The following is a 24,999-nucleotide window of genomic DNA, read 5'->3' on the forward strand; positions in this document are numbered from 1 at the left end:
CCTCACCACCCACTAGGAAGGCAAGAATCACATGGAAACCAGAGATGCTTCCATCAGCCGTCGCTCGCTGCTGCGCGGGGCTGCTCTCGCAGCGGTCATGGTGCCGCTCGGCGTCAGCCTGGCGTCCTGCGCTGGTCCGAGCGGCTCCGGCGGCGGCAACGCCGGTGGCGGCACGAAGTCCGCCGACAACCCGTTCGGCGTCGCAGCGAACTCCAAGGTCGACGCGGTGATCTTCGACGGCGGCTACGGCGTGGACTACGTCGAGAACGCGGCGAAGATCATGGGCGGGAACAAGAAGCTCGGCGGCGCGACCGCCAAGATCTCCCCGTCCACCAAGATCGCGCAGGAGCTGCAGCCGCGGTTCGTCGGCGGCAACCCGCCGGACCTGATCGACAACTCGGGTGCGAACTCGATCGGCTGGAACACGATCCTCGACCAGCTCGAGGATCTGTCCGATGTGCTCGAGTCGAACAACCTCGAGGGCACCAAGATCAGCGACACGCTCTACGGCGGCGTCAAGGATCCCGGCACGTTCGACGGCAAGTTCGTCGCGATCAACTACTTCATGACGGTGTTCGGCCTGTGGTACTCGTCGAGCCTGTTCGAGAAGGACGGTTACAAGGTCCCGACCAGCTGGCAGGACCTGAAGGACCTCGGCGCGGCGGCCAAGGCCAAGGGCAAGTACCTGTTCGTCTGGGGCAAGGAGGCGGCGACGTACTACCAGACGCTCGTCATCGACTCCGCGGTGATCCAGTCGGGCGACGACGTGCGCCTGCCCCTGGAGAACCTGAAGGAGAACTGCTGGTCGCACCCGACCCTGCAGGCGATCCTGACGATCCTGTACGACCTGATCCAGGCCGGCTACATGAAGCCGGGCGGGTCGGGCACCCAGTTCACCCAGGCGCAGTCGCAGTGGAGCCTGGATGAGGCCGCTCTGCTCTACCCCTCGGGCTCGTGGATCGAGAACGAGATGAAGAAGCAGACCGCGGACGGCTTCAAGATGATGGGCATCCCGGAGCTCCCGCTGGACGACAAGCAGACCACGCCGAAGGGCACCATGCGCGCCGAGGCCGGCGAGCCGTTCATCGTCCCGACCAAGGCGAAGAACGCGGCCGGTGGCAAGGAGCTGCTGCGCACCATGCTGTCGAAGGATGCGGCGACCTGGACGGCGCAGCAGAAGTTCGCGCCGACCATCGTGAAGGGCACGGTGCCGGACGACGCCTTCGGCTCGACCGCGCTCGCATCGCAGATCAAGATGCTGGACGCGGCCGGCGACAACGTGTTCACCATCAAGTCGACGAACCTGTACGGCATGAACTCGGACCAGTTGCCGATCTGGAACTCGTTCCTCGACGGCAAGATGACGGTCGATGAGATCACCAAGCAGCTGCAGGCGCTCGTCGACAAGGTCCGCAACGACAGCTCGGTGAAGAAGATCGAGATCAAATGAGCAATTCAACAGTCAGCGGCGGGTCTGCACTGCAGACCGCCGCTGTGGTTACAGCACGCTCGGGGCGGCGCAAGCCGCCCCGAGCGGGGCTCCCGCGCAAGATGACTCTGGACTATGCGTCGTTCCTTGCGGTCTTCCTGGTGCTTCCGGTCGCGATCTTCCTGATCTTCGTGATCTGGCCGTTCATCCAGGCGGTCTACTTCTCGCTGACGAACTGGACCGGGTTCTCCCCGCAGATGGGCTTCGTCGGCCTGGACAACTTCGTGAGGCTGTTCCAGGACGGCGCCTTCATGCAGGCGATGGGGAACAACATCCTGCTGGCGATCGTCGTTCCGCTGATCACGATCATCATCGCCCTGGTGTTCGCGAGCCTGATCACCGTCGGCGGACCCAGCCATGGTCAGGTACGCGGTCTCAAGGCCTCGAGCTTCTACCGGGTGGTGTCGTTCTTCCCCTACGTGATCCCGGCGATCGTCATCGCGATCCTGTGGAACATGATCTACGCGCCGAGCGGCCTGCTCAACGGCATCCTGGGCCTCTTCGGCATCGACAACAACCAGTTCGCCTGGCTCGGCGACCAGCGCACGGCGATGCCCGCGTCGATCTTCGTGATGGTCTGGGGCATGGTCGGCTTCTACATGGTGCTGTTCATCGCCGCCATCAAGGGGATCCCGGCGGAGACGCTGGAAGCGGCCCGCATCGACGGCGCCGGTCGATTCCGCACGGTGACCTCGATCATGCTTCCGCAGATCCGCGACAACGTGCAGACCGCATACATCTATCTGGGGATCGCGGCGCTCGACGCCTTCGTCTACATGGCAGGCCTGAACTCGACCGGCGGCCCGGGCAACAGCACCCTGGTGATGAGCCAGTACCTGTTCCGCACCGCCTTCGAGAAGGGGCAGTTCGGTCTGGCCAGCGCCATGGGCGTGGTGCTCGCCGTTCTCACCCTGGTGTTCGCCGGTCTCGTGATGGGTGTGTTCCGCCTCACGGGCGGCAAGGATGAAGGAGGACGCTCATGAGCGTCGAGACCCGCGCAGCGATCACGATCGATCCGGGCGCCCGGCAGGTCGAGCACAAGACGAAGTCCACCGCGAGCGACAAGGTGGTCGGCGGGGTCTCGCACGTCATGCTGGTCATCTGGGCGATCATCGTGATCCTCCCCCTGGTGTGGACGATCATCGGCTCGTTCAAGACCACGAAGGAGATCTTCAAGTCGCCCTTCGGGCTCCCGGCGAACTGGAACTTCGATAACTACGTCACGGCATGGGTCGGCAACAACTTCGGTCGCATGTTCCTGAACACGATCATCGTGGTCGGGTTCTCGCTGTTCCTGGTGATGCTGCTGGGCGCGATGTGCGCCTACGTGCTGGCACGGTTCTCCGTTCCCGGCAGCAGGGTGATCTACTACCTGATGCTGGCGGGGCTCACCTTCCCCGTGTTCCTCGCGATCGTGCCGCTGTTCGGCATCCTGCAGAAGATCGGTCTCCTGGGAACGCTGCCGGGCCTCATCCTCACCTACGTGGCATACGCCTTGCCGTTCACGGTCTTCTTCCTGTACTCGTTCTTCAAGTCGCTGCCGTACGAGATCCAGGAGGCGGCCTACATGGACGGCGCCAGTGAATGGCGCACGTTCTTCCAGGTGATGCTGCCGATGGCCAAGCCGGGCCTCGCCGCGATCGCGATCATGAACTTCCTCGGCCTGTGGAACCAGTTCCTGCTGCCGATTGCCCTGAACCCGAACCAGGACAACTACGTGCTGAGCCAAGGCATGGCCGCTTTCGCCTCGTCGGCGGGCTACTCGCTCGACTTCGGTGCGATGTTCGCGGCGGTGATGATCACGATCATCCCGGTGCTGCTCATCTACATCTTCTTCCAGCGTCAACTGCAGGGATCCGTCTCGCAGGGCACCTCGAAGTAGTCCATGGGACGGATGGGAACGACAGGAACCCATCCGTCCCGCCACCTGTCCCACCACCATCCGCCCGCGGCTGTGAGAGGGCGCTCGCATGCGCGCCCGCTGCCCGCAGGCACACGTTCTGGAGCACGATGTCGATCTCCGCAGATACTGCTGCGCACCACCCGACCCCCGCACAGTTGCGCTGGCAGCGCGGCGGTATCGGGGTCTTCCTGCATTTCGGCCTGAACACGTTCGCCGGCGTCGAATGGGGTGACGGAACACTGCCGGCCGCGAGTTTCGACCCGCGGCTCCTCGATGCACGGCAGTGGGTGGCCGCAGCGCAGCTGGCGGGTGCGACGTACGTCGTGCTGACGGCCAAGCATCACGACGGCTTCTGCCTGTGGCCCACATCGACCACCGACTACTCCGTGGCTTCCAGCCCGTGGCGGAACGGCAAGGGCGACGTGGTCCGGGAACTCGCCGATGCCTGCGCCGAAGCCGGGATGGGCCTCGGACTTTACCTCTCGCCGTGGGACCGTCACGAGCCGCGTTACTCGGATCCTGCGGCGTACGACGACTTCTATTGCGCTCAGCTCACCGAACTGTGCACCCGGTACGGCGACCTCGTCGAGGTCTGGTTCGACGGCGCGGGGTCGGCCGGCCGGAGCTACGACTGGGAGCGGATCGTCGAGGTCGTGCGCACCCACCAGCCCGAGGCCGTGATCTTCAACATGGGCGATCCCGACATCCGCTGGGTCGGCAATGAGGACGGCCTCGCCGCTGATCCCGTCGAGTACGTGGTCGACGTCACGCGCAACGATGTGCACACCGACGAAGTGCTCGACTTCGGCGAGCGCTATCTGCCCCCGGAATGCGACGTCTCGCTGCGCCACGGCTGGTTCTGGCATCCCGACGACGCCCCGAAGAGCGTGGAGCACCTCCTGGCGATCTACTACCGCTCGGTCGGGCTGGGCGCCAACCTGCTGCTGAACGTCCCCCCGAATCGTGACGGACTCATCGACGATACGGACCTGGTTCGGCTGCGGGAGTATTCGCAAGAGCGGGAACGCCGCTTCGGAACGCCGCTGCCCGCCGCGCTCACGCCTCTCTCCCCCGGTCGCTGGAGGGCCGACTTCGGCTCCGACGTCCACATCGATCACCTCGAGCTCGTCGAGGAGCTCGAGAACGGTCAGCGCGTCGCCGCGCATCGCATCCTGGCGTCCGGAGTGGAGGTCTGCTCGGGTCAGACCATCGGCGCCGGCCGATTGCACGCCTTCCCCGGGCGCACCCTGGGCGCGGTCGAGATCGAGGCGATCGGCCCCGATCCCGTGCTCCTGTCCGTGCGCGGCTTCCGGACCGGGAGCGAGAGCATCCCTGTCCCCCCTTCCGTCGAGGAGTACCGGGCGGCCGACGGCGACATGATCCTCATGTGACCGCCCTCACGGGAAGGCGGGCTCTTGGCCCGGCGTCACGCCGGCCGCTGCGCCGTCACTCGCCATATCCCCCTACCGCACGGTCAGCGTCACGTACTGCGAGGCGTTGCCCGGAGCCTGCTGCTCGAGGCGCATCCTCTCGTTCACGTACTGCAGGGTCAAGCCGCTGTTGCGGTTGACCAGGCGGTAGGTGGTGGATCCGTCCAGCGATGTGCCGTCGGTCGCGACGCGCTGCAGGTACCACTGATCGCTGCCACCCGGCGTCCCGAGGCCGGCCGAGGTCAGAGGCTGGGCGTCGGCCTGCGGCGCCCCGACCGTGACGACCGCGTCGACGGCGCGCTGCTCGGCCGGCGCGGATCCGGAAACCCGGAGGTCCTTGCCGGTCGCGGCGTCGACGATGCGGTAGAAGCCGCTGTTCTGGCTGCCGTCGCGCACGTCCTTCACCGGCTGGAGCTTCCAGGTGGACACGCCCGTGGCCGCTCCGTCCCCGCCGTCCAGGCCGGGTCCGCGGTTCGCCGTCACGGCCTTGCCGCCGACCCGCAGCACGTAGGCGGAATCTCCGGACACCGCTTTGCCGGCCGTGTCCCGCGGGGTGTACTCGGTGCTCACCGCCGCGGATCCGTCGCCGGCGGTCTGCGCGATGTCGAACACCTTGGCGGTCAGATCCGAGATCGTCAGGAACGAACGTCCGGTGACGTTCTGGTTCGTCAGGCTGCCGTTGTCCAGAGAGGTGAGGTAACCGCCATTGGATCCGGCGGGCATGAGGCCCACGACCTTCCAGGAGTTCGGGTCGCCGAGATCAGCCGTCTCATAGACGTTCCCGTCGTAGCCGACGATGCGGTACAGCCCGGAGAACGCGTTGTACGAGATAGCCGACTCGTTGTTCGCCGACGGCAGGTACAGATGACCGGTGTTCGGATCCTTGTAATACGCACTGTTCGTGATGAGATCCACGGTCTGGGAGGCACCGGTGGCCGGATCCGTCTGCGTCACGTAGATGCCGCCCGTGACGACCTTGACGCCGTTCTCGTACTTGTCGTCGACCGCCTTGAGCGTCAGGTCCTGGCCGGTCACGTCGTCGTGGTACGACACGGTCCGGTCCGGCGCAGACTCCGCTGTCGCGTTGTTCACGATCGTGTGCGTCAGCGTGTTCGCCGTGTAGGTGTTTCCGGACGCGTCGGAGAACACGATGAGGTGATCGGCGGCGACCTTCGCGGCCTGGTACGACGCGGTGGCGTTGTCGCCGGATCCCTGCCAGGCGATGAGGTCGGTCGCCGGGTCGTACACGACGTTCAGCCCGCCGACGGAGTTGACGTTGCCGTCGATGCCGCCGATGCCCGGCTGCGACCACGAGCCGTTGTACCACTTCTGCCAGGTGCCGCTGGCCATGCCGCCGCTGATCGGCGCGCGGGCCATCTCGGTCCAGCTGGCGAGGGTCGAGGAAGCCGGCTTCTTGTAGATCTTCACGTTGTACGTGATGTAGAAATAGCCCGTCGAGTAATCGATGAACAGCCGGCAGCCGGAGTTGCCGAACGGATACGACTGACCGGGTGAGGCGGCGCTGTCGATCACCTGATCGTCATCCCACGCCGAGGTGAGCGCCGGCCCCTGGTACTGCCAGGAGGCGCCTTCGTCCTTCGAGGTCGCGAGCAGGATCCGGTTGTTGTGGTGCCCGGTCGAGATCTTCTGATCGACCGTCGCGTCTGCACCCTTGGTCTGCCAGGGATCGAACTGGAACTCGTCGTTGAGCAGCGCGTGCCACGTGCCCTGCGGATCCACCCAGACGCCGATGACGTCGCAGTGGTCGTCCTGCTGAGGCGACGGGATCGGGAAGGTCGGATCCTTGTCGAGCTGGTAGCAGATGGTGCCCGCGTCGGCATAGTACGCGGGCGCCTGAACCTTCTGCGTCGTGGTGCCCATCCCTGCGGACACCGCGCCCATGTCGGTGTTCGTGAACGTGCGCGCCCAGGCGTTGCCAGGGTTCGTGTTGTAGGACGTGAGCGCATTGCTCCAGTGGAATTGGCCGTCCTTGCCGAGATACGCCGAGCCGGCGATGTCGCTGGTCAGACCGCCCTTCATGGTGGTGGTGCCGGCCGCGACGTACTGCGGCGGAGCCGGGGTGGTGCCGGCCTGCGCGGTGGCGGGCAGCGCGAGAGCGAGGACGGCCCCTGCGGCGAGCGCCGGGGTCAGCCGTCGCCAGCGCGCTTTGCTTTGCGCGGTGCGGTGTTGTTTCATGGTGGTGCCCTTTCCTGTTCCTCTTCGAAGCGGAGGGTTTGGGTGTGTCCTTCCCGTTCCCACGTCGCAAGCGCGGAACGGGAAGGCGCCCGCTCATGCGTTCACACGAGCGCGACGTCGGGGTTGGGCTCGCGCAGGCCGCTCTCCGGGTCCGCAGGCGCGATCTCGAGGGCGAGCACGGTCGGCATGCCCGTGGCGGCGGGGGCCGCGAGCTGGGCGGTGTGGGCGTCCAGTTCGGTGAACGACACGGCGGTGTCGTCATCGAGTGCGCGCACCCCGCGCAACGCGACGCCGGGCGGCAGCGCGATCGTGAGGATGCCGGAGACCGGGATCCGGGTGACGATCGCGTGCACAAGGGCGGATCGTTCGGCTGACTCCTCCGCCTGCAGGGGCATCGTGTAAAAGCCCCATCCGGGGTAATCCCACCCTTCAGCCGGCCCGCTGCCGTGCACGGCTGCCCCGTTCATGGCCATCCAGGCGCCGACCTCGTCGGCCAGGGCGACCTCGACGGGGGCGAGCGAGCCGTCGCCGCGCGGCCCGAAGTTCAGCAGGAGGTTGCCTCCCAGGCTCACGGTCTGCGCGAGCTGCTCCACGACCTGCGCCGGCGTCTTGCGCCCTCGCTCCGCCCAGGCGGAGTCATGGAAGCCCCAGCTCGCCTGGGTGAGGGTGGCGCAGGCCTCCCAGTCGTGCACGGCGACCGACCGGTCCCACGGCGCGGGGAGCCGGCGCTCGTAACCGCTCTCGTAGTCGCCCATCAGGGAGCCGTTGGAGTCGAAATGCCGTGCGCCCCTGTCATCGGCGCGGAGACGGCTGTTCACGATCGCGCCGGGGATCCGTTGCTTGAGCCGCTGCTCGATCTCGTGGGTCCAGCGCCCGTTCGCCTTCACGGACTCGTCCCAGGTGCCGTCGAACCAGAATCCGCGCACCTGCGGGTATCTCTCCGCCAGCTCGAGCAGCTGGTTCGTCGCGAAGTCGAGATAGCGGTCGAACGCCACGCGATCGTCATCGGACTCGATGGCGTATCGCCAGTCCGGGTGATGCCAGTCCAGCACCGAGTAGTAGAGGTGCGTGGCGAGACCTTCGGCGCGATACGCGTCGAGGATCTCGCCGAGCACGTCGCGCCCCGAGGGCGTGGCGGCGACGCTGAAGTCGGTGTACGCGCTCGGCCACAGGCAGAAGCCGTCGTGGTGCTTCGTGGTGATCGTGACATAGCGCGCGCCCATGCGCTTCGCCGTGCGGGCCCACTCCGCCGGGTCGAATCCCTCCAGCGTGAAGTCGGCGGCGAGCGCACCCCACTCCTCCCGGCTCACGTGCGCCGAGTGCATGAGGAACTCCGCGGCGAACTCGATCGTGCGCCCCTGCCACGTCCCCGCGGGGATCGCATACAACCCCCAGTGCACGAACTGCCCGAACCGATCGGCACGGAACGCCCGCATCGTCGGGTCCTGTCGGCGCCCCTCCGGTCCCGCGCCGTAGCGCAGCTCGATCATCGGGCCTCCCCCCGAGGACCGGTGAGGCCCGGGTGCTCGTCCCATGGGACGAACGTCGCCAGGTCGAACTCGGAGGTCGCGCCCGAGGCCCACGTCAGGCGCACGAGGGTGCCATCGACATCCACCCGCACCCGATCGCGCCACTCCTGCGGGTCGACCGCGCCGCCGCGTTCGAGCACGTGCAGGGTGACCACGACCGTGTTCCTCGTGCTGGTGCGGCCCTGCAGGGCGGGAGTCGCGGAGTGCGAGCCCATCGCGTTGGCATCGCGGTAGGCGAACACGCGCGCCCGCTCGGGGCGACGGCTTGCATCGTCGGCGACGGCGGGCCGAGGAGCGTCCCACCCGTGCAACCCGATCACCGCGGAGAGCAGGCCGTCGCGGCCCTGCGCCCAGGCGCCGTCCTCGAAGACGCCGGTGGCCAGCTCGGCGTCGTCGGCGACCGCCCAGCCGCCCTCGCGCATCGGCCACGGCCGATCCGTCTGAACGAGATGCGCACGCACCTCGGCGGTGCCGTCGCCCGCGGTCACCGTGGTCACTGCGGTCCCGGGCAGCGCACGGCGATGCAATTGCGGTACGTGCACGGATCCGGCGAGATCCCCCTCGACTCGCGTGGCCCGCAGGGAACTGCGCCTGCTGCCGGCGCCCTCGTCGTCGAGCAGCGCGAAGTGCGAGTCGATCGCGTCGACCCAAGCCGGCCCCGTGCCCGGTGCGGTGTGCGTCGAGTACGCGAACTTCGCGTAGTGCGGGTCGTCGCGGTCCTCGTCCTCGCCGACGGGCAGCGTGGCGTGATCCGAGCCGTGGTTCGCCATCCGCACGATGCCGTCCGAGGCTCCGCTGAGCACCCACCCCACGGGCTCGATCGGGGCGGTGAAGGAGCCGTGATCGGAGGGCTGGGCCTCCTCGATCGCAGTCCAGACGGGAGCCGTCTCGGGCTGGGCCAGCCCGAGGAATCCGATGCCTGCCAGATACGGGGATCCGAAGCCGCTGTAGTCCTGGCACATCGGCTCGAACTCGCCGTACCACCCGAGCGTGAGCGGGCCGTCGGCACCGACTCCCTGCGCGGTGAAGCGCGAGAGCACTCCCGATGCGATGCGGCGGGTCTGGCCGGGGCTGAGCGCGCTCACGCCCGACGCCTCGGCGCACCAGAGAGCGGCCAGCGCCGCCGTGCGGTAGGTCAGCGAGCGGCCCTGATGCAGGAGCGAGCCGTCGGCGGCGACCATGTGGGCCTGCGACGCGGTGAAGTCGTGCAGTCGCTCGAGATACCGCTGCCCCTCTGCGGTGTGCACGGTGTCCGTCATGCGGTACCAGGCCCACAGGTAGGGATGGATGGCCCAGGCGTTGTAGTAGTCGACCGCATGCTCCGGCCCGTCCGTGTACCACCCGTCGCCGAGGTACCAGCTCTCCACCCGCGCCACGTTGCGCGTCGCGTGCAGACCGCGCACGTCTTCGCCGACCGCACGCAGGAAGCCTTCCGCCATGGCGGGGAACAGCTGCCAGTTGTTCTGCCACACCTCGCAGCGGGCGTGATGACGCAGCCAGTTCCCGATCTGGAGCTGCTCCGGCCGGGTGAGGCCCGACCACAGCCGATCGCGGCTGATGTGCAGGGAGAACGCGATGTTCGCGGCCTCCACGATCGAGTTCGTGATCCCCGTCAGCGGCAGCCGGCAGCTGACTCCGCGGGGCCACTCCTCCTCACCACCCGCCCGGGTGCCGGCCAGCAAGGCCCGGGAGTAGTAGTCCAGGTGCGCCTGGACGGCCGGATCCGCGGCGTCGGAGGCGCCCGCGATCCGCGGCGCCGCGAGCAGGAACGACCGGCCCACGGTCTCCATCCCCTCCCGCCGCACTCCGTCGCCGGTGATCCTTCCTGGCAGGCGCGGCAGGGCGCCCTCCGGGCTGGCATGGCGGCGCACCTGGCTAAGCCAGTCGTCCGCCACCGCCTCCCACTGCGCCCTGCCCCAGCCCGTGAACGGGGAGAGGACAGGTTCCATCGCGATTCTCGTCGAGATGTCTTCCCTCACGGTTCCCTCTCCCCCGCTGCCCTCTCCCACGTTCACGGATCCGCTGCCTCTCAGGCGCTCGGGGACGGACTGGCCGTCGCGCCGCTCAGCGCCTTCTGGAACTCAGCGCGGATCGTGTCTCCGCCCGCGCTCTTCCATGTCGAGATCGCGCTCTTCACGTCGTTCAGGGAACCACGCCCGGCGATGAAGTTGGTCACCGCGTCCGAGACGGGCTTGGCGATCGTGAGCCCCTGCTTCGCGTTGGTGGGACTGAACAGGCCGACGGTCGGATCCGGGACGCCGATCGGGACGAGCTTCGAGTACGCGTCGTGAAGCACCTTGATGGCGTCGGGGAACTGCGGCGAGTACAGCGTGTTGGGGCCGGCCGCCAGGTACTTCCACGGCACGGCCGTGTTCAGGGGCGCGGCGGACGTGGGGATCGGGTTGCCCTTGCCGTCGCGCGTGTAGTCGGTGCCCTCCGCGCCGTAGTTCATGAGGAGATACTCCTCGCTGCCGAACGGCGCCGCGAGGAAGTTCGCGACCTGCAGCACCTGCTTGATGTGATCGGCGCTGCCCTTCTTCACCATCGTCCAGGCGAAGTCGATGTTGTCGAGCCACACCGTGGCCTTGCCGCCCGTGGCGCTGAACGGGATGAACGGGGCGACCTTGTTCGCGGGGTTCGCCGCGGGGACGGTCTGCTGGTATCCGCCCGGCTTGCCGAATGCCGGCAGTCCGTCGTAGATCTGCGCGACCTGGCCGGAGATGAACGCGTTCGACATCTGCGACTTGGTCCAGCCCTCACTGCCGGGCGCGAAGCATCCCGCGGCGTAGAGCTTCTGCACGAAGGAGACCATCTCCAGGTACTCCGGCGTCTCGATGTCCTTCACGAGCTTGCCGCTCTTCATCGTCCAGTTGTACGGGACGTGGAAGATGTGCTCGAACGGGATGAGCCCGAACTTGGTGCTGCCCAGCGCCCAGCGGCTGCCACCGGTGAGCTGCTTGGCGAGGGCGAGGTAGTCGTCCGCGTTCTTGATGGTCGAGGTGTCGGTGACGCCCGCGGCCTCGAAGAAGGTCTGGTTGATGAAACCGGATCCGCCGGTCATGCCGCGCGGGATCGGGATGCCGTAGAGCTTGCCGTTCTGCACCGCCGGCTTCCAGAACGCCTGCGGGATGTTGGCGAGGTTCGGATAGTCCTTGGACTTGTCGCCCGCGAGGAACGGGGTAAGGTCCTGACACGCGGATTCCAGGAAGCCGATGATGTCGGCGATGGCCGCGCCGTCATTGAGCATCAGGTCCGGCATGTCCCCACCGGCGATCACGGTGTTGAGCTTGGTGTCGTAGTCGTCACTCGAGACCGCGGTGATGTCGACCGTGCCGCCGAGACGCTTGTTGATCTCCTGCCAGGCCGGGTTGGAGGCGGCAGGCGTCGGCGGCGGGCCGAAGATGTTCGTGATCGCCGTGATCTTCTGTCCCTTGAGGAAGGGCGCCGGCACCGCGCGGAACGGCTTGGCCGGGTAGTTGAAGAAGGCCGCTGGAACGCCCTCGGCGGTTCCCGCGAGGTCGGGCGTGGCCCCCTTCAGCGGGATGTACTTCGGCAGCACCGACGCCGAGGCCGCGGAGGCGTTCAGTGCGCCCTTGGTGCCGCAGCCGGCGAGGGAGCCCGCGGTGACGACGCCGAGGACGCTGAGGGCGGCGAAGGACAGGAAGGTCCGCCGGTTCGTTTCGAGAGCCACGTTGGGCTCCTTTCTGTAGAGGGAGGTGGATCGATCGGGTGGAGCGGGCCTCAGCCCTTGACGGCGCCGGTGAGGACGCCCTTGGTGAAGTACTTCTGCAGGAAGGGGTAGACGAGCAGGATCGGGATGACGCTGATGACGACGACGGCCATCTGGATCGCCTGGGACGGCGCGGAGATCTCGCCGACCGAGGCGGTGTCGAGCGGCGATCCGAGCAGCACGTACTGGCGGAGGATCATCGACAGCGGCCACTGGTCGCTGTTCAGGTAGAGCATCGCGTTGAAGAACGCGTTCCAGTAGGCGACCGCGTAGAACAGCCCGACCACGGCGAGCACACCCTTCGACAGCGGCAGCACGATCTTGACCAGGATCCGGAAGTCGCCGGCGCCGTCGATCCGCGCCGCCTCGAACAGCTCCTGCGGCAGCCCCATGAAGAACGACCGGACCACGACGAGATTGAACGCCGAGATGAGGGTGGGAAGCACCAGCGCCGCGTAGCTGCCGAGCAGGCCGAGCTGCTTGACCATGAGGAAGCTGGGGATGATGCCCGGCGTGAACAGCATCGTGAACAGCGCCGTGAGCAGGATGAATTTGCCCAAGGCCAGATCGCGCCGGGACAAGCCGTAAGCCATGCCGACGGTCGCGGCGAGCGAGCACAGCGTGCCGATCACGGTGATGAGCATGCTGCGCACGAGGGCGGCGGTCACGATGCCGCCGGAGAAGATCGTCTCGTAGGCGGCGAATGTCGGGTGCAGCGGGAACAGCACCAGGCCGTTGGCGTTCGCGATGTCGGTGCTGTCCGAGAGGCTCGTGGAGAGCACTGTGAGGAACGGGTAGATCGTCGCCACGCAGATCAGCGTCACCACGACGGCCTTGCCCGTGATGCCGAGACGGCTGGGCTTCTCCATCCAGGCCGGCCGCGTCGATTCAACGCTGCGGTTCTTGCGTCGGGTACGGGGCATGACGACCGCTCTGGTCGTCAGCTGCACGTCACTTGCCACTGGAGTACACCCCTTCCTGGCCGAACAGATGAGCGACCTTGTTCGCGCCGAGCACGAGCGCGAGGCCCACGACGCCCTTCACGAGACCGACGGCCGCAGCCGGGCCCCATTGCCCGTTCTGGATGCCGTGGTAGTAGACCCAGGTGTCGAGCACCTCGCCTGCTCCCGCGCCGACGTTGTCGCGCTGCAGCACGATCTGCTCGAAGCCGACCGAGAGGATGCTGCCCAGGTTCAGGATGAGCAGCAGGATGATGACCGGCATGATCCCGGGAATGGTGATGGTCTTCATGCGCTGCCAGGGACCGGCGCCGTCGACGGCCGCGGCCTCGTACAGTTCCTGGTCGATGTTCATGAGCGCAGCGAGGAAGATGATCGTGCCCCAGCCCGCGTCCTTCCAGGCGGACTGGATCGAGACGAGGAACGGGAAGAACCACGGGGTGGTCATCGCCTGGAACGGCTTCATCCCGAGCGCCTCCATGAGATGCGGCACGACGCCGGTCGCACCCAGTACCTGGCCGAAGATCGAGACGATGATGACCCAGCCGAGGAAGTGCGGCAGGTAGACGACGCTCTGCACGAACTTGCGGATCCGGTTCGACATGATGCTGTTCAGCAGCAGGGCCAGCACGATCGGGATCGGGAAGAACAGCACGAGCTGCAGGCCGGTGATCACGAGGGTGTTGCGCAGCGCCTGCCAGAACGTCGGATCCGCGAAGATCTTCACGAAGTTGTCGAAGCCGACCCAGGCGCTGTCGATGAAGCCGAGGTATGGCTGGTAGTCCTCGAAGGCGACGATGTTGCCCGGCAGCGGCAGCCAGTGGAACACCACGAAGTAGAGGAACCCCGGGGCGATCAGCAGCAGCATCATCCGGTCGCGCTTGATCCGCGCCCAGAGGCTGCGCTTGCGGTGCGCGGGGGCGTCGGTCGTCGCTGCCCGACGGCGCCCTTTCGACGCGGGACGCGCGGAGGGCGCATCCGCGGCGCCACTGACGGGAGGCGTCGTGCTCTGCACGAGCGGCTCGCTGTAACTGCTCATCTTCGACCTCGACCTGCCACAGGGAAACTCCATCGTCCTCGGCAAGAGCTAGAAAGCGCTTGCTGTGCTGCGAACGTACCCGACGGATCTGCGAGTGTCAACGATGCGACCATGTTTCGGCGAAACATTGATTTTCATGGGATCTAAGCCCGTAGGATTCACCGCGGGCTGGACCGAACGCATAGTATGCGCTTACTATCTGGATGCAGAAAGAAAGGATCGCCGTGGATCACAACCCCTCGACCGCCCACCCCGCCGCCGTGATCGTCATGGCGGAGGACTCCTTCGCGGAGGTGTTCTCCAGGGAGGCGCTCGCGCGACTGCGGAACACGGTCGAGATCGCGGGGCCGCTTCCGATCACGGATTTCGCGGCGCCCGCCGCCCGAGAAGCTCTCCGCGAGACTCGCGTCATGCTGACGGGCTGGGGCGCCCCGCGCATCGATGCGCACGTGCTCGACCTCGCCCCTCGACTCGAGGCGGTGGTGCACACCGCCGGCACCGTGAAGACCTTCCTCGACGCCGAGGCGTTCCGCCGCGGGATCAGGGTGAGCACGGCCGCGGCGGCCAATGCCACACCGGTGGCGGAGTTCACACTCGCCGCGATCGTGTTCGGGCTCAAGCGTGCGAGCCGGTTCGCACATCAGCTGCGCACCACGCGGCGGCATCGCATCGTCGACGGGATCCCCCCGATCGGGACCAACGGGGTCACGATCGGGATCCTCGGCGCCTCGAGGGTCGGGCGTGAGGTCATCGCCCTGCTGTCCCGGCTGGATGCGCGGATCCTGGTCTGCGATCCGTATCTGACCGCGTCGGAGGCCGCGCGGCTCGGCGTCGAAGTCGTCTCCCTTCCTGAGCTGTGCCGTCGCAGCGACGTGCTCACGCTGCACGCTCCCAGCACGCCGGACACACGCCGCATCATCGGCGCTCGCGAACTCGGGCTGCTGCACGACGGCGCCCTGATCGTGAACACCGCGCGGGGCGCCCTCATCGACACGGACGCCCTGTCCGCGGAGCTCGTGAGCGGACGCCTCGACGCGTATCTGGATGTGACGGATCCGGAGCCGCTGCCGGCGGACTCGCCGCTTTACGCCCTGCCGAACGTGGTGATCACGCCGCACATCGCCGGCGCGCTCGGCAACGAGATCCGCCGGCTGGGCGACTCGGCCGTGCGCGAGGTCGAGCAGTACGTTGGTCGAGGGATCCTCGCGCACGAACTCCGTGCCGACGAGCTGGCGTACACCGCCTGATCGAAGCAGAGCACGACGCGAGAGAGCGGGCCGCCGGCCCACGAACGGAGGATGGGATGACGACGCAGGACGATCGCGCCACGGTGGGCGCCATGCACACCGTGACCATGTCCGATGTCGCCGAGCGCGCGGGCGTCTCCTCGGCCACCGTCTCCCGGGTGCTCAACGGCAACTACCCGGTGGCGCAGGCGACGCGCGACGCCGTCAACCGGGCCATCGATGACCTCGGCTACACGGCCAACGCGCACGCCAGAGCGCTCGCAAGCTCGGCGACGCACAGCGTCGGCATCATCGTGAACGACCTGGTCGATCCGTTCTTCTCCTACATCGTGCGCGGCGTCGAGCAGGAGGCCGCCGCCACGGGCCGGCTCTGCATCGTGGCCGCCTCGCAGGGCGACGTCGATCGCGAGATCGAGCTCATCGACCGCATGATCAGCCAGCGCGCCGACGCCGTGATCGTCGTCGGCGGGGGTTACGACGATCCCCGCGCCCGACGCCGGATGGCCGAGCGCGCGCGGACCCTGGCCGGCATCGGATCGACGCTCGTGCTGTGCGGCCGCCCCTCGGTCGGCGAGCAGGCACCGACGAAGATCGTCGGCTACGACAACGAGGGCGGCGCCTTCGCGGTGACGCAGCACCTCATCGCCCAGGGACACCGCCGGATCCTCTACCTCGGCGGCCCGATCGGCCTCTCCACCAGTGTCGCGCGTCTGGCCGGCTTCCGTCGCGCGATGCAGTCCCACGGCTACGAGGTGCCCCCGGAGCTCGTGCACCAGGGGGCGTTCGGACGCCGTTTCGGCCACGCCACGATGGGCGAGATCCTCGACGGGAACCCGGGGATCACGGCGGTGTTCGCGGCGAACGACCTGGTCGCCGCCGGCGCACTGGACGCGATGACCGCACGCGGCGTGCGCGTGCCGGAGGACATCTCGCTCGTCGGCTACGACGACATCCCGCAGTCCAGCGAGCTCACCCCCAAGCTCACCACCGTGCACGTGCCGCTCGAGGACATGGGGCGCGAGAGCGTGCGCCTCGCCCTGAGCCGCACCGACGACGCCTTCGGCCGCCATGCCGACGGCGAGATCATCGTCGGGACGCGCCTCGTCGAGCGCGAATCCGTCGCTGCGCCGCGCACGACCCCGTGGGCGCCCGGGCGCTGAGCCTACGGCGACGATCACGCCAGCTTCGCTGCCCACACGACGAAGGGCCGCCCATCCGGGCGGCCCTTCGTCGAAATGCGTGCCCCCGACAGGAATCGAACCTGCGACCTACGGTACCGGAAACCGGCGCTCTATCCGCTGAGCTACGGAGGCGTACCGAACGAGCCTAGCATCGGATCCGCCTCCTCTCCGACCGCGCAGGATCCCGGTAGTGTCGCGAGAAACCGACCGATCGATGAGGACCCGATGAGCGCTTCCGTTCCCCCGGCACCCTGGCCGCACACGGCCGTGGAAGAGCCCCGCGTCCCCCGAGGAACGCCGGTCTACACCGCCTGGGGATGGGTGAGTGCCTGGACCACCGTCGCCGGGGTCGCCGTCTCGGCCGTCTCACTGTGGCTGATGACCGGCCCGATGCTCAGCTACGTGCGACGCGTCGCCGAAGTGAGCAGCATGGCCGCCTCAGGAACGAGAGTGCAGCCCGGCGTCGTGTCCGCGATCATCTTCGACCTGATGCCGGGGATCGTTGCGGCCTCGATGCTCGGCACGCTTCTGGGCTGGGCGCTCTATGCGCTCGTGATCGTCGCCGGGTACCGCGATTACGTGCAGCTCGGCCGGCTCGGCTACCCGAAGCGCTTCCACTGGGCGTGGAGCTTCCTTTCGCCGGTGTATCCGATCGGCCGTGCCGTCGTGGTGCGCCGGCAGGCGGGAACGGGCTCGGCCACGATGTGGATCGCCCTTGCCGCGACTGCTGCGAGCTTCCTACTCACCATCGGCTGGTCGTTCTGGCTGATGTTCGCGATGTTCGACGCCATGCGCGCCGGGCTGGGCACGATCGCCTGACCGCGCCGTCGGCGCGAGCCGGATCAGAACAGCGTGACCACCAGCAGCACGACCGCGATCAACGGGGTCGCTCCCTGCACGATCGCCGCACGCGCCTTGGACCGATCGGAGAGGATGAGCACGAGCGCCGCGGCGAGCATCGATCCGGCTCCCGCGAGCATGAGCGCGATTCCGACACCGGCCGATCCCGCGCCGACGAAGACGATTCCGATCACCACCGTGATCGCGAGGAACAGGTTGTAGAAGCCCTGGTTGAACGCGAGCGGCCGTGTCGTCTCGGCATCCTCGGCGGATGTGCCGAAGATCCGTCGCGTCGACGGATGCGTCCAGCGCACCGACTCCAGCACGAAGATGTAGACGTGGATGAGCGCGGCGAGCGCGGCGAACACGGATCCGATCAGCAGGAGCATGGGCCGATTCTGCCGCGCGCCGCGCACCGACGCGAGAGGCGCGCGCTAGCGATGATCTGAATGCACCGGAGCGGCGGTCGCGGGAGGCTCCCCGACCTCGTCGACGGTGTGCCCGGCGCACGGCATCGCGGTCACGCTGGCCCGCTCGATGCGAGAGACCGTGAACCACCGCATAGCGTCACGCAATCGGCACCATCCGACGAGGTACCACTGGCCTTGCGTGGATGCGAACAGGACGGGTTCGACGTCACGTGCGGTTGTCGTCCCGTCCCCCGCCGTGTAGCGGATGCGGACGACACGCTGATCCGCCATCGCCTCCTCCAGCGCAGACCTGATCGCACGCGAAGGCGCGAGAACCGCGTCCACCCAGACGCGCTCGGCCAAGGCGTCCGCCCGTGCGCGGGTCCGGGGATCGAGGACGTCCATGATCTTCCGGATCCCGGCTGCCGCCAGATCCGCGTAGGGGGCATCGGAGGCCGCCGACACGGCCGCCATGAGCGCGACCGCCTGCGCGGGAGACAGGCTGACCGGCGGCAGCGACGCACCCATCGCCATTCCGTAGCCGCCCCCGGGGCCCGGACGCGACCAGATGGGCGCACCACTGCTCTCGAGCGCAGCGAGATCTCTCTTGACGGTGCGAACCGACACGCCGAACTCTCGTGCCAGCCGCTCAGCGGAGCAGCCCCGGGATCCGCTGCGGCGCAGCGTCTCGGACAGGGCGTGGAGTCGCTCTGCGCGCTTCACCGCGTCGCCGCCGAATATTTCATGACATAAATAGTGACATACACGTGCCTGCGGCACGCCCGAAGCTGGTGGCATGACAAAGAAGACGGAAAGTCCCACCATCCTTCTCATCGCCGGCCATTGGCTGGGCGCCTGGGCATGGGACGACGTGCGCGAGCACCTGGACTCCGCCGGCTCTCACGCCGTCGCGATGACGCCGCCGGGTCTCGACCCCGACGACCCCCAACGGGCCGAGAGGACTCTCGACGACCAGGTCACGGCGATCCTCGACGTCCTGGCTCGAAACGGCGTCTCCGCGAGCACGCCCGCGATCGTCGTCGCTCACAGCGGGGCGAACTTCCCCGTCTCCCTCCTCCTCGACCGGCACCCCGAGCTCGTCCGTCGGGTGGTCTGGGTCGATTCCGGACCGGTGGCCGCAGGGAGCGCTTTCGCCGCTGACCTCCCGGAGGACGTGCAGGACCTTCCACTCCCCGCGTTCGACGTCCTCGCGCAGCAGGCGAGCCTCGAGGGACTCGGTGCCGAGGTCCTTGCACGCTTCCGAGCCCGAGCCGTCCCCGAGCCCGGCCCCGTGCTGCGCCAGCACGTCGATCTCGCGAACGGCGCCCGCAACGGGATCCCGACCACCCTGGTGTGCTGCTCGATCCCGAGCGCGCAGCTGCTGGACCTGGCACGAGGGGGCCATCCCATGTTCGCCGAGGTCACGAACCTCGAGCACCTCGACGTCGTCGACCTCCCGACCGGTCACTGGCCCATGTGGAGTCGTCCTCGCGACCTCGCCGAGGTCATCCGCTCGGCGGCGTCTCACACCGGTTGAACGGTGCGCGCTCCGACGGGGCCGATCCGTCGCAGCCGGCGCATCAGCCCCGCGGCACGCGGCGGTAGGTCAGATCGCGGATCTCGCGGCCCTTCGCGATGCCCTTGCGCTCGAACGCGGTCATCACGCGCCCGTCGAAGCGCTGCGCCCACTCCCCCTCGAACGCGCGCTCGAACTCGGGCGCCTCGTCGAGCACCTCGCGCATCTGCAGCGCGTAGTCCTCCCAGTCCGTGGCGAGTCGCAGCAGTCCCCCGTCGCGCAGAGCTGCGCCCGCGGTGGCGCCGAAGCCCGGCCGCACCAGGCGGCGCTTGGTGTGCCGCTTCTTGTGCCAGGGGTCGGGGAAGAAGATCCACACCTCGTCGGCGGAGCCCGCGGGAAGGTACGTGGCGAGCACTTCGGGCGCGTTCGCCTCGATCAGCCGCAGGTTTCGCACGCCCTCGCGCTCGGCATCGAGCATCGTCCTGGCGAGCCCCGCACGGAACACCTCGACCGCCAGGAAGTCCCGCTCGGGGTGTGCTGCCGAGGCGGAGACGATCGCGTGCCCCTGGCCGGATCCGACCTCGACGGTCAGCGGCGCCTCGCGCCGGTATGCCGCGGCGACGTCGAGCCGCGCTTCGGGGTGCACCGAGGTCCAAGCCACGTTGCGCGGCACATCCAGCACGAAGAACTCGGCCAGTTCGGCGAAGGCGCGCTCCTGCGCCTCGGACATGCGGCCGCTGCGGCGGACGAACGAGACCGGCTCGTCACGGAAGGTACGCGGTTCGGGCATCCCTCCAGGGTATCCGCCGTCCGGGGTCGCGCCCGCCCGTCCTGCCCCGCGGGTGGAGCGGCCGCTCATCGTGCGCCGCCCGAGGCCGGCCCCGCGACGGGTTCCGTCACGAAGTCGATGAGCTCCTCGACGCGGCCGAGCAGCGACGGCTCGAGGTCGCGATAGCTGTTCACCCGCGAGAGGATGCGCTTCCATGCGTGCGCGAAGTCGGCCTGCGACGCGGTCGGCCATCCGAAGGCCCTGCAGATCCCGGTCTTCCAGTCGATGCCGCGCGGGATCTCGGGCCAGGCGCGGATCCCCATCGCTGCGGGCGTGACGCACTGCCACACGTCGATGTACGGGTGCCCGACGATGCGCAGGTGCGCCCCGTGCGGGCCGCGCATGATCTGCTCCACGATGCGGGTCTCCTTGGAGCCGGGCACGAGGTGGTCCACGAGCACACCGTAGCGACGGTCGCGCCGCGGCGGGGCCGCAGCGAGCAGCTCCTCCAGCAGATCGACACCCTGCAGGTACTCCACGACGACGCCCTCCGCGCGCAGATCGTCGCCCCAGACCTTCTCCACGAGCTCCGCGTCGTGCCGGCCCTCGACGAGGATCCGGCTCGGCAGCGCGGTGCGCGCACGGGAATCCCCGACCGCGAAGGATCCGGAGGCGGTGCGCTTGGTCCCGCCTGAGGCCGCGCCTGCCGCGCGAGCAGGGTGCACCAGCCGCACGGGCTCGCCATCGATCATGAAGCCCGCGCCCATCGGGAACAGCCGGCGGCGTCCCCGGTAATCCTCGAGCTCGACCTGTCCGCCCTCGATCCGGGTCACCGCACCGCAGAACCCGTCCACCGCGACCTCGACCACGAGGTCCTTCTCTGCCGCGACGTCCACGGCGACCTTCGCACCGCGCTCGCGCCAACCGCTCGCGAGCACATCGGATCCGTACCTGTCATCCATCGTCTCCAGCCTATCGAGAGCACCCCTCTCCTTTCGGAGTCCTACGGCCGGCACGGGCAGGAGAAACAAAGGGAGACACAGCCTAGACTCGCTCCTGGGGCCTGCCGGACCCCGGGAGGAGCGAAGATGCGCGCGCGCTGGGCTGTCGTCGTAGGTGTGGTCCTGGGTGCGCTCGGCATGTCGCTCGGATCCGCATCGGCGCTCGCGAGCACGGACGCGACGGCGCCCGCCCCGGCCTCGGCGCCGGTGACGTTGGGCTCGCAGTTCATCACCGATGAGGTCGGCGCGCTGGGCTCCTCAGAGACGGAAGAGCTCAACAGCCGGCTCGAGGACCTCAGCCGGTCGCAGAACATCCAGCTGTTCGTGGTGTTCGTCGACACGTTCTCCAACCCGGACAACAGCCAGGAGTGGACGAACCAGGTCGCGGTCGACAATGGTCTCGGCCAGCAGCAGTATCTGCTGGCTGTCGCCACGCAGTCACGGCAGTACTATCTGTCCGCCGACAAGGCGGGTCCGATCCCGCTGTCCCGCGTGGACCAGATCTCCCAGTCGCTCGTGAATGATCTGCGCACGCAGGACTGGGCCGCCGCCGTTCGCACAGCCGCGGCAGGGTTCCAGGGATCCGGATCCTCGGGGACGGATCTGGGTGGGATCCTGTTGATCGTCCTCTGCGTCCTCGCCATCGTCGCCGCGATCATCGTTCTGGTGGTGATGCGCCGTCGCGCCGCCGCCCGGGTGAAGTCGGTCGCGACCGATCCGGTCGGGGATCCGCTCGATGCCATCAGCGATGAGGAGCTGGCCAAGCGCGCGGGCCTCGCCCTCGTCCACACCGATGACGCGATCACGTCCTCCACCGAGGACCTCGGATTCGCCACGGCGCAGTTCGGCGACACTGCGACCAGCACGTTCACCGACGTGGTCGCCAAAGCCAAGAGTAAGCTCGATGAGGCGTTCTCCCTCAAGCAGAAGCTCGACGACGAGGTGCCCGACACAGACCAGCAGCGTCGCGACTGGCACCTGCAGATCATCCGGCTGTGCGAGTCGGCCGACACCGCGCTGGACGCGAACGTCGCGGCGTTCGATGAGCTCCGCAAGCTGGAGCAGAACGCGGAGCAGGCCCTCGCCCAGCTGAAGGCGCATCGCGCAGCCGCGGCTTCGGCAGTGGCTGCGGCCCCTGCCGCGCTGCAGGCGCTGGCCGCCGAATACGACGCTTCTGCTCTGCAGACGGTCGTCGGCAACCCCGCCGAGGCCGCAAGCCGGCTGGAGCTGGCCGACTCCAACATCGCTCAGGCCGCCGACCTCATCGGGCAGGGGAAGCGCGGTGAGGCCGCCTTCGCGATCCGCACCGGTGAAGAAGGCGTGCTGCAGGCGTCGCAGCTGGCAGCAGCGATCACGACCCTGCAGACCGACCTTGCCGCGACCGAGACACAGGCGCAGGCGCTCATCGCGAATCTCGAGCAAGACCTTGCGGGAGCCGCAGCGTTGCCTGCATCTCCCGAGCTGAACGCCACGATGGCGGCGACCCGCACCGCGCTGGATCAGGCCCGCACCGACGCCACCGGCACGGGACGCCGGCCCCAGGCGGTGCTGGAATCGCTGACGGCGGCCAACACCCGGATCGACAGCACCGTGGACGCGATCCGCAACGCTCAGCAGCAGGCCGAGCGCGCCCAGCAGGTGCTGGAGCAGACGCTCACGCAGGCGCGCGCGGAGATCTCCACGGCGAACAGCTACATCACGACGCACCGCGGCGCGATCGGCCCCGATGCGCGAACCAGGGCCGCACAGGCATCCGCGGAGTACGACCAGGCCGAAGCTGCGCGTGTCGCGGATCCGAACGCCGCACTGCAGCACGCGCAGCGGGCGATCGCCCTCGCCCGCGAAGCCACCCAGCTCGCCGCGGGCTCCATCGACTCGTGGAGCGACGGCGGAGGCGGCTGGGGCGGCGGAGGCGGCGGAAGCCGCAGCGGCATGGGCGACGCGATCCTCGGCGGCATCATCGGCGGCATCCTGTCCGGCGGTGGCGGTGGCGGCCGAAGCAGCGGAGGCTGGGGCGGCGGAGGCGGCGGTTGGCGCTCCAGTGGCGGAGGCGGCGGGTTCAGCCCCTCCAGCTTCGGCGGCGGCAGCCGCGGCGGATCGGGCGGCCGCTTCTGATACCCCCTAACTCGACTTCTCCTCACGTGCACGACCATCACGACCGGAAATCTGGAAAGGACATCCCATGACCAAGCAGTCCATCTTCGGCCGCATCTCCACCCTGATGAAGGCCAACATCAACGCCCTCCTCGACTCCGCCGAGGATCCGCAGAAGATGATCGACCAGCTCGTCCGCGACTACACCAACAACATCGCGGACGCCGAGTCGGCCATCGCCGAGACCATCGGCAATCTGCGTCTGCTCGAGCGCGACCACCAGGAGGACGTGCAGTCCGCCGCGGAGTGGGGCAACAAGGCCCTCGCCGCCAGCCGCAAGGCCGATGACCTGCGCGGAGCCGGCAACACCGCCGACGCCGACAAGTTCGACAACCTCGCGAAGGTCGCCCTGCAGCGTCAGATCAGCTCCGAGCAGGAGGCGAAGACGGCCGAGCCGCAGATCGCCGCCCAGACCGAGATCGTCGACAAGCTCAAGTCCGGCCTGAACGGCATGAAGGACAAGCTCGTCGAGCTGAAGAACAAGCGCAGCGAACTGCTCGCCCGCGCCAAGGTGGCCGAGGCGCAGACCAAGGTGCAGGACGCCGTGTCGTCGATCAACGTGCTCGACCCCACCAGCGAGCTGGGCCGGTTCGAGGACAAGGTCCGTCGCCAGGAGGCGCTGGCCCAGGGCAAGGCGGAGCTTGCTGCGTCCAGCCTGGACGCGCAGTTCGAGAGCCTCGAGGACATCGGCCAGCTGACCGAGGTCGAGGCCCGTCTGGCAGAGCTGAAGGCCGGATCGACCAAGCCCCAGGAAGCGCTCGAGGGCTGAGATGACCCGCTTCCTCGTCGTCCCGCAGTGGCAGGGCTCCCCTGCCCCGCGGGCGATGCTGCTCACCGAGGGGGCGTCGGCCATCGCCGGCGACCTCCCGAGCGCCCGCACGACGGTGCTGGAGGTCCCGCTCGAGGCCGGAGACGCCGAGGGTACGGGCGTGCACAGGCTCAGCAGCCTGCGCCGCACGAGGGAGCTCATCGAGGAAGCGATCACGGCGCATGCCGAGCCCACGCTCGTGGTGGGCGGTGACTGCGGCGTCAGCGTGGCCGCGGTCGCCGCCCTCCCTGGCGCACTGCACGACGTCGCGATCGTCTGGTTCGACGCGCACCCCGACCTGCACACCCCGGAGTCGTCGACCTCCGGTGCCTACGCGGGCATGGCGCTGCGCGCTCTGCTCGGCCACGACTCGTTCCCGATCGACGGCCCCCAGGGGCTCAGCGCGGAGCGCACGGTGCTCGTGGGCGCGCGATCCGAGGACGACGCCGAGAGCGCGTACCTGGCGGAGTCCGGGATCATCCGACTCGACGACCTCGAGGACGCACGGGCGCTGGCGCAGGCCGTGGCCGCCACGGGCGCATCGCGCGTGTACGTGCACATCGATGTCGACGTGCTGGATCCGTCCGAGCTCGTCGGAGTCTCGTCCGCCGTGCCGTTCGGCCTGCGCACGGCCGATGTCGTCGGCGCGGTGAAGGCGCTGCGCGAGCAACTGCCCCTGGCAGGCGCGACCATCGCCGGCTTCGCCCCGCGCTCCCCCGGCGACGCGGTGCAGGACCTGGGCGCGATCCTGCGTCTGATCGGCGCCCTCGCGTGATCGCGGGCGACGCCGCCCGCATC

The 24,999-nt window shown here is 68.4% G+C and carries 21 protein-coding genes and 1 tRNA gene; 11 read left to right on the top strand and 11 right to left on the bottom strand.

Features of this window, described 5'->3' with window-relative positions; all coding sequences use genetic code 11:
* Positions 1–31: 31 nt before the first annotated feature.
* The 4 genes from ngcE (at position 32) to ACTJI8_RS04690 (ending at position 4,783) form a co-directional block, all read left to right on the top strand.
* Positions 32–1,450 (top strand): N-acetylglucosamine/diacetylchitobiose ABC transporter substrate-binding protein, encoded by a 1,419-nt coding sequence (ngcE, locus tag ACTJI8_RS04675; protein ID WP_440732226.1) that lies wholly within the window; start codon positions 32–34, stop codon positions 1,448–1,450.
* Positions 1,447–2,472, top strand: coding sequence for a carbohydrate ABC transporter permease (locus tag ACTJI8_RS04680; RefSeq protein ID WP_440732227.1), 1,026 nt, complete (start codon positions 1,447–1,449; stop codon positions 2,470–2,472). The genes ngcE and ACTJI8_RS04680 overlap by 4 nt, the downstream gene beginning before the upstream one ends.
* A gap of 107 nt (positions 2,473–2,579) precedes the next feature.
* A complete protein-coding gene (locus ACTJI8_RS04685) occupies positions 2,580–3,371 on the top strand; it encodes a carbohydrate ABC transporter permease (RefSeq protein WP_440732446.1) in 792 nt (263 codons plus the stop codon).
* 128 nt (positions 3,372–3,499) lie between these two features.
* Positions 3,500–4,783: an alpha-L-fucosidase gene (locus ACTJI8_RS04690; RefSeq protein WP_440732228.1), complete on the top strand. Its 1,284-nt coding sequence runs from the start codon at positions 3,500–3,502 to the stop codon at positions 4,781–4,783.
* A 72-nt stretch (positions 4,784–4,855) separates the two neighbouring features.
* On the opposite strand, the gene ACTJI8_RS04695 is transcribed toward ACTJI8_RS04690, so the two are convergent.
* The 6 genes from ACTJI8_RS04695 to ACTJI8_RS04720 all read right to left on the bottom strand — a co-directional run bounded on the left by ACTJI8_RS04695 (position 4,856) and on the right by ACTJI8_RS04720 (position 14,275).
* On the bottom strand, positions 4,856–7,018 hold the full coding sequence (locus ACTJI8_RS04695) for a hypothetical protein (RefSeq protein WP_440732229.1): 2,163 nt from the start codon (positions 7,016–7,018) through the stop codon (positions 4,856–4,858).
* Positions 7,019–7,119: 101 nt separating this feature from the next.
* Complete coding sequence (locus ACTJI8_RS04700; RefSeq protein WP_440732230.1) at positions 7,120–8,508, bottom strand: alpha-L-fucosidase; 1,389 nt, start codon at positions 8,506–8,508, stop codon at positions 7,120–7,122.
* Positions 8,505–10,496, bottom strand: a complete 1,992-nt coding sequence (locus ACTJI8_RS04705; RefSeq protein ID WP_440732231.1) for a DUF2264 domain-containing protein — start codon at positions 10,494–10,496, stop codon at positions 8,505–8,507. Before ACTJI8_RS04705 ends, ACTJI8_RS04700 begins: the two co-directional genes overlap by 4 nt.
* A gap of 80 nt (positions 10,497–10,576) precedes the next feature.
* A complete protein-coding gene (locus ACTJI8_RS04710) occupies positions 10,577–12,238 on the bottom strand; it encodes an extracellular solute-binding protein (RefSeq protein WP_440732232.1) in 1,662 nt (553 codons plus the stop codon).
* Positions 12,239–12,288: 50 nt separating this feature from the next.
* A complete protein-coding gene (locus ACTJI8_RS04715) occupies positions 12,289–13,239 on the bottom strand; it encodes a carbohydrate ABC transporter permease (protein WP_440732233.1) in 951 nt (316 codons plus the stop codon).
* Positions 13,229–14,275, bottom strand: a complete 1,047-nt coding sequence (locus tag ACTJI8_RS04720) for an ABC transporter permease (RefSeq protein ID WP_440732234.1) — start codon at positions 14,273–14,275, stop codon at positions 13,229–13,231. Before ACTJI8_RS04720 ends, ACTJI8_RS04715 begins: the two co-directional genes overlap by 11 nt.
* Before the next feature lie 224 nt (positions 14,276–14,499).
* Here ACTJI8_RS04720 and ACTJI8_RS04725 point away from each other — a divergent pair, with 224 nt between their 5' ends.
* Positions 14,500–15,522: a hydroxyacid dehydrogenase gene (locus ACTJI8_RS04725; protein ID WP_440732235.1), complete on the top strand. Its 1,023-nt coding sequence runs from the start codon at positions 14,500–14,502 to the stop codon at positions 15,520–15,522.
* 56 nt (positions 15,523–15,578) lie between these two features.
* Positions 15,579–16,682, top strand: a complete 1,104-nt coding sequence (locus tag ACTJI8_RS04730; protein WP_440732236.1) for a LacI family DNA-binding transcriptional regulator — start codon at positions 15,579–15,581, stop codon at positions 16,680–16,682.
* Positions 16,683–16,762: 80 nt separating this feature from the next.
* Here the strand turns inward: ACTJI8_RS04730 and ACTJI8_RS04735 are convergent.
* A tRNA-Arg gene (locus ACTJI8_RS04735) sits at positions 16,763–16,835 on the bottom strand.
* A gap of 93 nt (positions 16,836–16,928) precedes the next feature.
* On the opposite strand from ACTJI8_RS04735, the gene ACTJI8_RS04740 reads away from it, so the two are divergent.
* Complete coding sequence (locus tag ACTJI8_RS04740; RefSeq protein WP_440732237.1) at positions 16,929–17,522, top strand: hypothetical protein; 594 nt, start codon at positions 16,929–16,931, stop codon at positions 17,520–17,522.
* 23 nt (positions 17,523–17,545) lie between these two features.
* Here ACTJI8_RS04740 and ACTJI8_RS04745 read toward each other — a convergent pair whose 3' ends face one another.
* Both ACTJI8_RS04745 and ACTJI8_RS04750 read right to left on the bottom strand, forming a co-directional pair.
* Complete coding sequence (locus ACTJI8_RS04745) at positions 17,546–17,932, bottom strand: DUF1304 domain-containing protein (RefSeq protein WP_440732238.1); 387 nt, start codon at positions 17,930–17,932, stop codon at positions 17,546–17,548.
* 45 nt (positions 17,933–17,977) lie between these two features.
* Entirely contained in the window at positions 17,978–18,676 is a 699-nt protein-coding gene (locus ACTJI8_RS04750) for a helix-turn-helix transcriptional regulator (protein WP_440732239.1), read from the bottom strand.
* Between the two features lie 73 nt (positions 18,677–18,749).
* Between ACTJI8_RS04750 and ACTJI8_RS04755 the strand changes: the two genes are divergently transcribed.
* Positions 18,750–19,490 (top strand): alpha/beta fold hydrolase, encoded by a 741-nt coding sequence (locus tag ACTJI8_RS04755; protein ID WP_440732240.1) that lies wholly within the window; start codon positions 18,750–18,752, stop codon positions 19,488–19,490.
* A 43-nt stretch (positions 19,491–19,533) separates the two neighbouring features.
* Here ACTJI8_RS04755 and trmB read toward each other — a convergent pair whose 3' ends face one another.
* Entirely contained in the window at positions 19,534–20,259 is a 726-nt protein-coding gene (gene trmB, locus ACTJI8_RS04760; RefSeq protein WP_440732241.1) for a tRNA (guanosine(46)-N7)-methyltransferase TrmB, read from the bottom strand.
* Positions 20,260–20,324: 65 nt separating this feature from the next.
* The gene (locus ACTJI8_RS04765) at positions 20,325–21,200 is read right to left on the bottom strand and encodes a DUF3097 domain-containing protein (protein ID WP_440732242.1); all 876 of its coding nucleotides are present in this window, start codon (positions 21,198–21,200) and stop codon (positions 20,325–20,327) included.
* Positions 21,201–21,326: 126 nt separating this feature from the next.
* Between ACTJI8_RS04765 and ACTJI8_RS04770 the strand changes: the two genes are divergently transcribed.
* The 3 genes from ACTJI8_RS04770 (at position 21,327) to ACTJI8_RS04780 (ending at position 24,976) form a co-directional block, all read left to right on the top strand.
* The gene (locus tag ACTJI8_RS04770; protein WP_440732243.1) at positions 21,327–23,354 is read left to right on the top strand and encodes a TPM domain-containing protein; all 2,028 of its coding nucleotides are present in this window, start codon (positions 21,327–21,329) and stop codon (positions 23,352–23,354) included.
* A 67-nt stretch (positions 23,355–23,421) separates the two neighbouring features.
* Positions 23,422–24,162, top strand: coding sequence for a PspA/IM30 family protein (locus ACTJI8_RS04775; protein ID WP_440732244.1), 741 nt, complete (start codon positions 23,422–23,424; stop codon positions 24,160–24,162).
* 1 nt (position 24,163) lies between these two features.
* Complete coding sequence (locus tag ACTJI8_RS04780; protein WP_440732245.1) at positions 24,164–24,976, top strand: arginase family protein; 813 nt, start codon at positions 24,164–24,166, stop codon at positions 24,974–24,976.
* The last annotated feature ends 23 nt before the right edge of the window (positions 24,977–24,999 follow it).

This window comes from Microbacterium sp. 22303 (genome assembly GCF_052045265.1).
In the GTDB taxonomy this organism is placed as follows: domain Bacteria; phylum Actinomycetota; class Actinomycetes; order Actinomycetales; family Microbacteriaceae; genus Microbacterium.